This window comes from Propionivibrio sp., assembly GCF_049316945.1.
Lineage (GTDB): Bacteria > Pseudomonadota > Gammaproteobacteria > Burkholderiales > Rhodocyclaceae > Propionivibrio.
Genome location: NZ_JBMOJE010000139.1, coordinates 1 through 11474 on the forward strand (window position 1 = coordinate 1; position 11474 = coordinate 11474).

Consider the following 11474-nt stretch of genomic DNA (forward strand, 5'->3'; position numbering starts at 1 on the left):
CCGCAGCAGGTCTGGTTTTCCGGGAAATGAACGGTGATGCCTTCGCGTTCGATCAAGGTGATGGCATCCATCCCGGCCTCGGGGCAGAAAAGGTCAACGAGGCAGGTGGCAAAGAAATAAATGTCCTTCGGGCGCTGGCTGCTTTCGGTAGTTCTTTGCATTCCGGATCCTTTGGTAAATTGGTCATACCAACAAATTACGTTTTATGGAATGTATTTCTCCGTGGGAGTTATATCAACATGCAAATGAATGTTTTTTCACGCTTGCAGTAAGTCATCATGTTCTTTAGAATAAATTGGTCTTACCAATTGAGTGAACGCTTTGTCCAAACCGATAAGCAATTTCCAGGTTCCTCGCATTTCCGGCGCTGTTGCTGCATCACTGGAACGCCGGATTCTTGAAGGTTCGCTAAAACCGGGTGATCGATTGCCAGCGGAGCGCGAACTGGCCATTGAACTGGGCGTGTCGCGTCCTTCGCTACGTGAGGCCATTCAGAAACTGGCTTCCAAAGGCCTGGTTCAGAGCCGCCAGGGCGGCGGCACCTACGTGACCGACCGCCTGGAGTCGACCTTCCTGGACCCCTGGCAGGACATGATGGGAACCCATCCGAATCTGCGTGAAGACCTGCTTGAATTCCGCCACATGCTGGAAGGGCAGGCTGCCGAATGGGCCGCCGAGCGGGCGACCGATGCCGATCTGACGCGCCTGACCCAGGCTTTTGATGCAATGAATTCGGCATTTGACGCGGATGATCTGAACCGCCAATCCAGCACGGATATCGCTTTTCATCAAGCCATCGGTGAAGCCACGCACAACATCGTGATCGGCCATCTCTCGGCAGCGCTCCTGCGTTTGATGCACGACAACATCCGTCTCAGCCTTGAAGAGTTGAAAACCATTCCAGCCGCAAGTTCGGCGCTGAAAAGCCAGCACGCCGCCATTCATGACGCGATCCTCGAACACAGGCCGGTAGAAGCACGTTCGGCGGCGGAAGCTCACATTGATTTCGTTCGTGAATCACTGGCCCAGTCGCTGCTTTCCGCCTCGCGACGCGAAACGGCAGAACGGCGTCTGCAAGCTGATTTTTCCAAGTCATTTACTTCCTGATTTGGCCAAAGACAGGTTGAATCAACCGCCAGGGGCCTTGAGTAAAAAATGACCAAGCGAATCATGGTTGCTGTCGACGAAAGCATCATGACCAGCACTCGTCCGGGCAATCCCTCGATCGGTTTCGCCCAACCTCAAGCGTTGGAGGATTGCCGATAAAGGCGAAATGGATCCACGGTTGCGGCCTGAGAGCCTGTGAAAAATTCATAAATCCACCGCAAAGGCGCAAAGGGGCAAAGGAAACGCAGAGGAACCCCATTGTTTGAAAAGGTTTTCTTTGCGAAACCTTTGCTCCTTTGCGCCTTTGCGGTGGGGGCCGGGTATTTTTTTCACAGCTTCTGAGCAGGCTCAGGCGAAGCGCTCAGGATGTAGATCAAGCACAATCACTGCAGGGCAATTGCGGATTTCCCGAAAGAAGAATGTCTGGGAGTCAATAAGGACGGCCATCTTGGGGGTATGTACCACAGGAGTCAATGTTCATGAGGCATCCACGGCATACAGGCTGAAGATCGCCTATTTACGGGTGTTTCGCGGCATCTGCTGAAATCCGCACTATCTTCAGGTTTTGCCTTGTGCGTCACCGGGCGATCATCGAGCCACTTGAAAATACAGAAAACCGGATACTTCGTTTCAGCGCATCAGTGTATTTGTTTGTTTGTTCTGGTCACCAACGCCCTTACCCAACCCATACCCCTTGCTTACCCAAGTCAAAGTGCATTGATCAACTGACTCCTCGAATGGTCAATGGCGCTGAAGTTGAAGCCGACCCGGAACCCCTGCTGCCCGACGCAAACACAGTAAGTCACCTTTGCCGACGCTTGTATGACCTTTGTGGCGCCGCCGTCGGGGATTTCAAATCTGATGTGACACGCGGCGCCATCGGCAACCTGCGCGGCGAGCATCATGCTGATTCCGTCCACTGATATGTCAATAGTCACCCCGGATTGAACGGGAGTGCCAGTGGCAGCCACCTGCCCACGCGCACGCAATGGCTTCCTCGGCGTTCCTCTTTTTGTTTCGGTTGAATTGCCAGTCATATCAATATGCAGGCAACGAAGAGGCGGGTGAGTCAGGCCAATATGAACTTGGGAATACGCAGCAAAAGCGTTGCATGTCATGCCATTTCGGGAGGGTGAGTCGGTGCATGAGTTGCGCGGGGAGGAACTGAGAATACGCTCGAAGCTTCAAACAGAGATACCATTTTAGCCCAATGTTGAAAAATTATTTCCTGAAAGAGCGTCTTCACGCTCGGCAAGCAAGGCATTGGCCCGGTTGCCGGGCGTGAATTTATTCCGGTTGTTGTGGTTGAATTCCCTGTCCTTTTGCTGGCATACTTTCCCTGATCCCTTAACAAACATATTGCCATGGCCATCCAGACTCCTTACAGCGACAAACGCATTCTCATCCTCGACGACATGCCAGAAATGCGTACTACGTTGCGCAGTCAGGTGGGCAGCCTGGGGTGTGACAATATCTCGGTCAGCAGCAATGTGAAGGACGCGCTGGAGCAACTCAATGCCAACGCCTTCGATGTCATCCTCTGTGACTATTACCTGGCCGGTGGAACGGACGGGCAACAATTCCTCGAATTCCTGCGCAACCGCAACATCATTGGCCGTGGTGTGGTGTTTGTGATGATCACTGCCGAGAAAAGCTACGAGAATGTAGTGACGACTGCTGAATGCATGCCCGACGACTACCTGCTCAAGCCGTTCACAGCCGAAGCACTGAAAATGCGTCTGGAGCGCCTGTTCGAGAAGAAAAAGAGGCTGGCCAAAGTGGATCAGATGCAGAACAAGGGCGATTGGAGCGAAGTTATTGCCGCTTGTGATGAAATCATTGCCGCCAAGGATCGCTATCTGGTTGACGTCATGCGCATCAAAGGCAATGCCTTGATCCAGGCCGGATGGGCCGAAGCCGCTATCGAGTTCTACCAGCAAGCGCTGAACCTGCGCCCCATGCCGTGGGCGAAACTTGGCTTGGCTCGAGCGCTGCATCAAAGCGGCGATCCCGCGCGCTGCAAGGAAACGCTGAACGAACTGATTGTCGAGTCACCGAAATTGATGGCGGCTTATGACCTGCTTGGCAATCTGCACAGGGCGGCAGGCGATACCGATTCGGCGATGGCCATACTCGATAGCGCCTGCCTTATTTCGCCCAATTCATTGACACGGCATCGTGCCATCGCCACCGTCGCTGAAGAAAAAGGCGATTTTTCAAGGGTTGAACAGGCGCTTGCCCAAGTTGTGAAAAAAACCCGCAATTCGCCGTTGCGCGAAACGGTAGATTTCGCCCGGCTTGGCAACGCCCTGACCGAAATGGGTGAACCCTTCAAGGCCGTCGCCTTGCTTGAAGAGGCTCGCACCAGCTTCAAAGCGGATGCCTACAATCCACTGCTGGCCGCCATCGAGGCCGTCGCCCAGCAAAAAGCAGGCAATCCGGAAAAAGCAGCGGCAGCCCTTGAACGTGCCATGCAGGTCGATCCGTTCAAATTGCCCGAGGCCGTGGCGATGGCTGTAGCCAAGGCCTGCCTGAGCACCGGCAAGCCGGAAGCGGCGCAAAACATTCTGAAGAACCTGGTGCAAAGCAATCCTGAATCCAAGGAACTGCATGGTCGTATATCGGCGGTTTTGCGTGACAACGGTGCACCAGAGATCGCCGAGCAGTTGGTCAGCGATAGCATTCGCGAATTCATCCAGCTCAATAACGAGGCGGTGCGGCTCGCCAAGGCCGGTGAACTGTCGGTGGCGGCCGAGATGCTGACCGAGGCGGCGCGTCGCTTGCCCACCAATATGCAAGTGGTCTCCAACGCTGCGGTTGCCTTGCTTTTCGATATGTTCAATAACGGTCTGGACGCGGTCAAGCTGCGCTCGGCTCAAGCCTTCGAGCAATCTGTTCTGGCGCAAAGTCCAACGCATCCAAAACTGGCCCAGATTACCGATTTGATGAACCAGATTCGCAACAAATACGCGTCGGCAAAATAAGTAATGGACTTTGTCGATCTCGCCGCCTTCGCCATTCACGACGTCAAGAACCGCCTGGCGGTGATGGCCAGCCGGGCGGAAGAGAAAGGCGACAGTGAAACCTTGCGCGGCGCGCTCGAAGCGGCGGCTACCCTGACGCGCTTGCTGGCCTGCTACAAGGCGGAAAAAGGCAGCCTGGGGATCGACATCGACGCGCGGACTCCGGCCGATCTGCTCGATGAACTGAGCGTTGAAATCGGCAAGCAGACGGCGTTGACCGTGCATGCTGATCCAAGCGCAGCGCCTACGCTGTGGTTCTACGATGAATGCCTGGTCAGGATGGTGCTGCTCGACGCCCTTTACAACGCCTTGCGCCACGCCCGGCAGCAGGTACTGATAGCGGCGCGCGAACATCATGGCTGGCTGGAATTCACGGTGCGCGACGACGGCCCGGGCTACCCGGAATCGATGCTGGGCCAGCCAGTCGCCATGCAGCCGCTGAGCCGTGAAGGCACCGGTCTCGGCCTGCATCTGGCCGGCCGGGTTGCCGCTCTGCATAGCAATGCCGGGCAATACGGTTATATCGAGTTAGGCAATGAGGACGGCGCCGTCTTTCGCCTGCTGTTGCCACGATAAATTCAAGTCAGAGCGCCGCCACCATCTGCTCGTAGCTCAGGCCAAGTTTGTCGAGATGGCTTCTATCTGTATCGGCTGCACGCTCGGCGGCGAGCATTTCGGCATAGAGCGGTTCAACGTTGATTACGGCTTTGCGCTTTGGCCGGCGGCGGACTGATCGGTAGCCGACAATCGACGTAAGGCAGGGCCAATATCAGGTTCCGATCGCGTGCGCGCGGCCTTATACGCTCGGCTTAGCCCTGACTGCTTCGAGCTCAATGTGGCAAGGCGCCAAGAGCAGATGTGCCAGATGTTCAGGGTCGTTTGAGTGCATGTGTTTCGCAAACTCGGCCAACCGCGGATCATGCGCTTCGGCCAGGGTGCCGACCAGCATTCTTGCCGCTTCGCGCGGGTTCGGCCGTCCCGCCTGATAGCCTGGCCAGTCCTTGTAGTGCGACAGCAACTGTTCGCGGTGATCCTTGTAGAGCGGGCAATTGCGTGTGTATTCGAGTTCTGCATGCTTGGCCGCGATCTCGGCGTCGATCTCCGCATCGGTACTTTTGTAGTGGGTCTTCTCGGCGTCGGTCCAATGCGGCTTATCGCCGTGCTTTTCGCGCAAGGTCACGAAGGTGTTCTTCAGCGCCATCTGTGAATGGGTGCCGGCATCCCGGAAGATGTGAAGAAGGTCATTTCCATGGCCCTCTGTGCCGACATAACGCATCCCCGCAGTAATCCGCCGAGGATTAAAGCCAAACTGGCGGGCACACGCCGCGCGAAGCGTGTCAAAGAGTTCATTGATTTTCGCTGGACTCACAGGTCAATCCTTTCGTTAGGGCATTGCCGCTACGATTGCGATGATGGCCAACTGGCTGCCCATAGCATACGCCACTTGCTAGCCGCCACTGTGCAGTAATTTCGCAGCCAGACCTTCCGACCAGCATTTGTATGCAAGTCGCGCTGCGACTGTCGAACCTTCCCTTGCCCTCTGGGATAACCAGCGACTTGGCGTCTCTTTGGCAGCGTAGTCGAGTGGCTACTAGCAGGTTCATCAGAGGGGTCGGGGAGCGAGGTTGGGAATTCGCGCAGCATGCTCCGTGCCAAACGAGCGATCCGGCTACCAAGCCGGAATGCGCCCTGCAAGGGAGGGAGGCGGGAAGGGCTTTCATTATTTTAAGCGCCTTACAAAGCCACGCCCGTTAGTGAGTTGGTATTTCTGATATGCCAATTGCCAATTAGCCTGAAGCCCATAGGTTGGCTCCTTTTGGGGTGCAGAGCCAGATTCGTTCATCTGATCAAGGTAACGAACAGTTCCCGCTTGCGGGCGCTCCTAGCGGGTAAAATCCGGCCCTTATGAAAACGCTCTGAATTATGGGAAAACTTCTACTTGCACCGATGGAGGGCCTCGCCGACTTTGTGCTGCGCGACGTGTTAACGCGCGTCGGTGGCTACGACGGTGCGGTAACCGAGTTCGTCCGCGTTTCCGGCAATCTGCTGCCGCCCCGGACTTTCCAGCGCATCTGCCCGGAGTTGGCCAATCACAGCCGAACCAGCGCCGGCACGCCGGTGGCCGTGCAACTGCTTGGCAGCGATCCGCAATGTCTGGCTGACAACGCCGCCCAGCTCTGTGCGTTGAATCCGGCGGGCGTCGATCTGAACTTTGGTTGTCCGGCGCCGACGGTCAATCTTCACGGCGGCGGCGCCATGCTGCTGGCCGATCCCGAGCGTCTGTTCCGCATCGCCGAGGCAGTACGGCAGTCTGTGCCGGCGCATATCCCCTTCACCGCCAAGATGCGCCTTGGTGTCGATGACAAGGCCAGGGCCCTCGATTGCGCGCTGGCGCTGGAGTCCGGCGGCGTCGTTGCGCTGGTGGTACATGCACGCACCCGCGCCGAGGGTTATAAACCGCCGGCACACTGGGAGTGGGTGGCGCGCATCCAGGATGTGGTTCAGCTTCCGGTAACGGCCAATGGCGAAGTTTGGACGCCGGACGATTACGTCCGCTGCCGGGCGGTGAGTGGGTGCGAGGACGTGATGATAGGGCGCGGCGCGGTGGCTGATCCTTTTCTTGCCCGGCGTATTCGCATGCTGGTCGGCGGTGATGAGCCCGGCCTTGATCGCGCTGCCGACTGGCTGGAACTATTACCCTCGATTGCCGATTTCTGGCGTCTTATTCAGGTCAAGGTTGCAGCGCACCATGCGCCGGGGCGACTCAAACTGTGGCTCAACTCACTGCGCCTCACCTTTGTCGAGGCCGAAGCGCTGTACATGGCGGTTCGCCCTCTGCGCAGCAGCGAAGAAATCACACGCGTGCTTGCGTTGCATGGCGTTCCCGTACTGCGCGCTGCCGCCTGATTGCTTCCTATGCTGGCTAACTCCCGCCTGCCGACCAGCGCCCAGACCGCTATTCACGAACATCTGGCGACGCTCCTTGATCGCCACGTCGGATCGGTTTTTCGCAAGCCTTATGCCGATTACAACCGCGCGGCTTGCGCGGCGAGTTTGGAACGTCGCGAGCGCGTTGCTCCAAACTCGCCGCTGATTCTCGATTCTTGCTGTGGCGTCGGTGAGAGCAGCATCGCGCTGGCCAGGGCTTTTCCCGATCATTACGTCATCGGCGTCGACCAGTCCGAATCGCGTTTGAGCAGAAACACTGGTGGAAAGTCAGAACTGCCGCCCAACCTCGATCTGGTGCGCGCCGATCTGGTCGATTACTGGCGTCTGCTGCACGATGCCGGCATCCGTCTTGAGCGCCATTACCTGCTCTATCCCAACCCGTGGCCGAAAATCGGCCAGCTGAGCCGGCGCTGGCATGGTCACCCGGTTTTTCCGATCATGCTCGAATTGGGTGGCGTGCTTGAATGCCGCAGCAACTGGCCGATCTACATCGAAGAATTCTGTTTCGCGGCTGAGCGCTTGACGCAGTGCCCAGCCGAGTGCCAGCCGTATGTTCCGGATCAAGCCCTGACCCCTTTCGAACGAAAATATTTTAGCTCGGGCCATTCCTTGTTTCGGGCGATCGTTCAGCTACCGTGAAAAAATACGGATGACCGTGATTCAGGAAGGATTTTTCTGGGCAGAAAAATCTGCGAAAATTACGGGTGCAACGCAATGCTTCTGCCACCAAAACAACAAAGGATTTTCATGCCCATCGTTTTTCCGGTTCGTGGCGACTACATCCAGCTCGATCAACTGCTCAAGGCCACCGGTCTGTGTCCTTCGGGCGGGCGCGCGCATTCTGAAATCGAGGCCGGTCAGGTCTTGGTCGATGGAAGCGTTGACACGCGCAAGCGCGCCAAGCTTCGTCCCGGTCAACGGGTCAGCTATGGTGACGAAACGGTTGAACTGGTTGCCGAGGCCATTTCCTGAGCCAGTCGGTGGTAAATCAGCCCGATTTGTGTAGAGTTGACTTCACAGTTTCACGCTTGTCTTGTATCATATATAAGAGTTGTTTTTTGATGTTCCCTGCGGATCGTCTTTAATGTGGGCAATCCAAGGTGTTGTAACCGATATGTCACTATTTTCGCCTTGCAGTACAATTTTTATTCCGCCCGTTGTCTAACGGATTTTGAAATTTTTGCCCCGTGCAACCTTTGAGAAAGGCCCACCCATGTTGGAATCCTACCGTGCCCATGTTACCGAGCGTGCTGCGCTTGGTATCCCGCCGCTGCCGCTGACGGCCGAGCAGACCGCCAAGCTGATTGAGCTGCTGAAAAACCCGCCGAAGGGCGAAGAGAGCGCTCTGGTCGAGTTGATCACCTACCGTGTTCCTGCCGGTGTGGATGACGCAGCCAAGGTCAAGGCCGAATTTCTCGCCAAGGTTGCCAAGGGCACCGAATCCTGCGCGCTGATTTCCAAGGCCAAGGCCACCGAACTGCTCGGCACCATGCTTGGCGGTTACAACGTCAAGCCGCTGATCGACGTGCTGGGCGACGCTGAAGTCGGCACCGTGGCTGCCGAAGCCCTGAAAAAGACCCTGCTGGTGTTCGACTTCTTCCACGACGTGAAAGAGCTCGCCGATAAAGGCAACGCAAATGCCAAAGGCGTGCTGCAATCCTGGGCCGACGCCGAGTGGTTCACCTCGCGTCCGGATGTGCCCGCTTCTCAGAAGCTGACCGTATTCAAGGTGACCGGCGAAACCAATACCGATGACCTGTCGCCCGCACCGGATGCCTGGTCACGTCCCGATATTCCGTTGCACGCACTGGCCATGCTCAAGAACCCGCGTCCGGGCATCGAAGCCGACGAGCCAGGCAACCGTGGCCCGCTCAAGCAGCTCGAAGCGCTGGCCAAGAAGGGCAACCTGATCGCCTACGTCGGCGACGTGGTCGGCACCGGTTCATCGCGCAAGTCCGCCACCAACTCGGTGCTGTGGTTCACCGGCCAAGACATCCCGTTTGTGCCGAACAAGCGTTTCGGCGGCTTCTGCCTGGGTTCCAAGATCGCTCCGATTTTCTTCAACACCATGGAAGATGCCGGCGCCCTGCCGATCGAGCTGAATGTTGAAGAAATGAACATGGGCGACGAGATCGAACTCAGGGTTGATGCGCTGACGACGAAAGTGACCGCGCTCAAGAATGGCAAGGTCATCGCCGAATCGCAACTGAAGACCCCGGTGATTCTCGACGAAGTGCGCGCCGGTGGCCGTATTCCGCTGATCATCGGTCGCGGCCTCACCACCAAGGCGCGTGAAGCGCTTGGCCTGCCCGTTTCAACGCTGTTCCGCCTGCCGCAGAATCCGGCCGATACCGGCACGGGCTACACGCTGGCGCAAAAAATGGTTGGCCGCGCCTGCGGTCTGCCAGAAGGCAAGGGCATCCTGCCCGGCACCTACTGCGAACCGAAGATGACCACCGTCGGCTCGCAAGACACCACCGGCCCGATGACGCGTGACGAACTCAAGGATCTGGCCTGCCTCGGCTTCTCCGCCGACATGGTGATGCAGTCCTTCTGCCACACCGCCGCCTATCCGAAGCTGGTCGACGTGCAAACACATCGTACCCTGCCGTCATTCATCAGCACCCGTGGCGGCGTTGCGCTGCGTCCGGGCGACGGCATCATCCACTCCTGGCTCAACCGCCTGCTGCTGCCCGACACCGTCGGCACCGGCGGCGACTCGCACACGCGTTTCCCGATCGGCATCTCCTTCCCGGCGGGCTCCGGTCTGGTCGCGTTTGCCGCAGCCACCGGCGTCATGCCGCTGGACATGCCGGAATCCGTTCTGGTGCGCTTCAAGGGCAAGCTGCAGGAAGGCGTCACGCTGCGTGACCTGGTCAACGCCATTCCTTACTACGCCATCAAGCAGGGTCTGCTGACCGTTGCCAAGCAGGGCAAGAAGAACATCTTCTCCGGTCGCATCCTCGAAATCGAAGGCCTGCCCGATCTCAAGGTCGAACAAGCCTTTGAATTGTCGGATTCTGCCGCCGAGCGTTCTGCCGCCGCCTGTGCCATCCAACTCGGCAAAGAGCCGATCATCGAGTACATGACCTCGAACATCACCCTGATGAAGTGGATGATCGCCACCGGTTACTCCGATGCACGCACCCTCGGCCGCCGCATCAAGGCCATGGAAGCCTGGATCGCAAAGCCCGAACTGCTCAAGGCCGACGCCGACGCCAAGTACGCCGCCGTGATCGAAATCGATCTGGCCGACGTCAAGGAACCGGTCGTCGCCTGCCCGAACGACCCGGACGATGCCAAGCTGCTCTCCGAAGTCGCCGGCACCAAGATCGACGAAGTCTTCATCGGCTCGTGCATGACCAACATCGGCCACTTCCGCGCTGCCGGCAAAGTGCTCGAAGGCCGGACGGACATCCCGACCCGCCTGTGGGTTGCCCCGCCGACCAAGATGGACGCCGCGATTCTCAACGAAGAAGGCTACTACGCCATCCTCGGCAAGAGCGGCGCGCGCATGGAAATGCCGGGCTGTTCGCTGTGCATGGGCAACCAGGCACAGATCCGCAAGGGCAGCACCGCGATGTCCACCTCGACGCGCAACTTCCCGAATCGTCTCGGCATCGACACCCAAGTCTACCTCGGCTCCGCCGAACTGGCCTCGATCTGCGCCCTGATGGGCAAGATCCCGACCGTCGCCGAATACATGGAACAGGTCAAGGTGGTGAACGCCAAGGCCGCTGATGTGTATCGCTATATGAACTTCGACAAGATCGCTGCTTTCGCTGAAGCCGCTGCTACTGTTGAGGTTTAAGCTGTAAAGAGGGGTTAAAGGTGCCTAAGGCTTTTACAGTTTTAGGTGCTTTTAACCCTTTGTTTTGTTTACTTGCACTGAATTGCGCTTAGGCACTCAGTCGGTCGGTTTCTTAGGCGTTTCCCGACGCACCGGATCGACTTCTTTTACTTCAAAACCGCGCAAGTAAATTTCTGTTGTTTGCTGATGCGTGTGTCCAAGCAACTCCTTCGCAGAGCCAGCATTGACGCATGAACACCTCGGCAAACCCCGATGACATATTTTTGCTCCGCATTGTCTGGTTGCGGCCACAAAGCATTCGATGTCGATGCGCATTTTGTCGGATTTTGATGTGGTTTGTCTGGCTTTGCTGAGCGATCGATCTGCAACCTGGATCATGCGCGGCCTCGGGGCGATAGCAGGCCCCGCCGCCGTCATGGCGGCCTGCGCACCGTTGATGCGTGTTGAGCAGGATTAGATCAAGTGCAGTTCGAAGGGTCGCCGGAGCCGTTCGGTGATTGTCTTGAGATCGAACCAGGGAGCGCCCAGACTCAGAGAACCTGATCTCTACCAAACAGTTCCCTGCCTTTTTTTTCCAATAATTT

The 11474-nt window shown here is 57.4% G+C and carries 11 protein-coding genes; 7 read left to right on the forward strand and 4 right to left on the reverse strand.

Annotation, left to right across the window (positions count from 1 at the left end; genetic code table 11):
- Positions 1–161 (reverse strand): heterodisulfide reductase-related iron-sulfur binding cluster (locus ACOYNV_RS22150; protein WP_422901992.1); only part of this gene is annotated, 161 nt, incomplete at its 3' end.
- 160 nt (positions 162–321) lie between these two features.
- Here ACOYNV_RS22150 and ACOYNV_RS22155 point away from each other — a divergent pair.
- Positions 322–1107 (forward strand): GntR family transcriptional regulator, encoded by a 786-nt coding sequence (locus tag ACOYNV_RS22155; protein ID WP_422901982.1) that lies wholly within the window; start codon positions 322–324, stop codon positions 1105–1107.
- Between the two features lie 707 nt (positions 1108–1814).
- Here the strand turns inward: ACOYNV_RS22155 and ACOYNV_RS22160 are convergent.
- A complete protein-coding gene (locus ACOYNV_RS22160) occupies positions 1815–2225 on the reverse strand; it encodes a PilZ domain-containing protein (RefSeq protein ID WP_422901983.1) in 411 nt (136 codons plus the stop codon).
- A gap of 246 nt (positions 2226–2471) precedes the next feature.
- Here ACOYNV_RS22160 and ACOYNV_RS22165 point away from each other — a divergent pair, with 246 nt between their 5' ends.
- Positions 2472–4091, forward strand: coding sequence for a tetratricopeptide repeat protein (locus ACOYNV_RS22165; RefSeq protein WP_422901984.1), 1620 nt, complete (start codon positions 2472–2474; stop codon positions 4089–4091).
- Between the two features lie 3 nt (positions 4092–4094).
- The gene (locus ACOYNV_RS22170) at positions 4095–4706 is read left to right on the forward strand and encodes a sensor histidine kinase (protein ID WP_422901985.1); all 612 of its coding nucleotides are present in this window, start codon (positions 4095–4097) and stop codon (positions 4704–4706) included.
- 220 nt (positions 4707–4926) lie between these two features.
- Here the strand turns inward: ACOYNV_RS22170 and ACOYNV_RS22175 are convergent, their stop codons facing one another.
- Entirely contained in the window at positions 4927–5499 is a 573-nt protein-coding gene (locus tag ACOYNV_RS22175; RefSeq protein ID WP_422901986.1) for a hypothetical protein, read from the reverse strand.
- 554 nt (positions 5500–6053) lie between these two features.
- On the opposite strand from ACOYNV_RS22175, the gene ACOYNV_RS22180 reads away from it, so the two are divergent.
- The 4 genes from ACOYNV_RS22180 (at position 6054) to ACOYNV_RS22195 (ending at position 10890) form a co-directional block, all read left to right on the forward strand.
- Positions 6054–7037 carry a tRNA dihydrouridine synthase gene (locus tag ACOYNV_RS22180; RefSeq protein WP_422901987.1) on the forward strand — a complete coding sequence of 328 codons (984 nt, stop codon included), beginning with the start codon at positions 6054–6056 and terminating at the stop codon, positions 7035–7037.
- Between the two features lie 9 nt (positions 7038–7046).
- Positions 7047–7718, forward strand: coding sequence for a tRNA (guanine(46)-N(7))-methyltransferase TrmB (gene trmB, locus ACOYNV_RS22185; RefSeq protein ID WP_422901988.1), 672 nt, complete (start codon positions 7047–7049; stop codon positions 7716–7718).
- Between the two features lie 108 nt (positions 7719–7826).
- The gene (locus ACOYNV_RS22190) at positions 7827–8051 is read left to right on the forward strand and encodes an RNA-binding S4 domain-containing protein (protein WP_422901989.1); all 225 of its coding nucleotides are present in this window, start codon (positions 7827–7829) and stop codon (positions 8049–8051) included.
- 241 nt (positions 8052–8292) lie between these two features.
- Positions 8293–10890, forward strand: a complete 2598-nt coding sequence (locus ACOYNV_RS22195) for a bifunctional aconitate hydratase 2/2-methylisocitrate dehydratase (protein ID WP_422901990.1) — start codon at positions 8293–8295, stop codon at positions 10888–10890.
- 96 nt (positions 10891–10986) lie between these two features.
- Here the strand turns inward: ACOYNV_RS22195 and ACOYNV_RS22200 are convergent, their stop codons facing one another.
- Complete coding sequence (locus ACOYNV_RS22200) at positions 10987–11268, reverse strand: hypothetical protein (RefSeq protein ID WP_422901991.1); 282 nt, start codon at positions 11266–11268, stop codon at positions 10987–10989.
- Between the last annotated feature and the right edge of the window lie 206 nt (positions 11269–11474).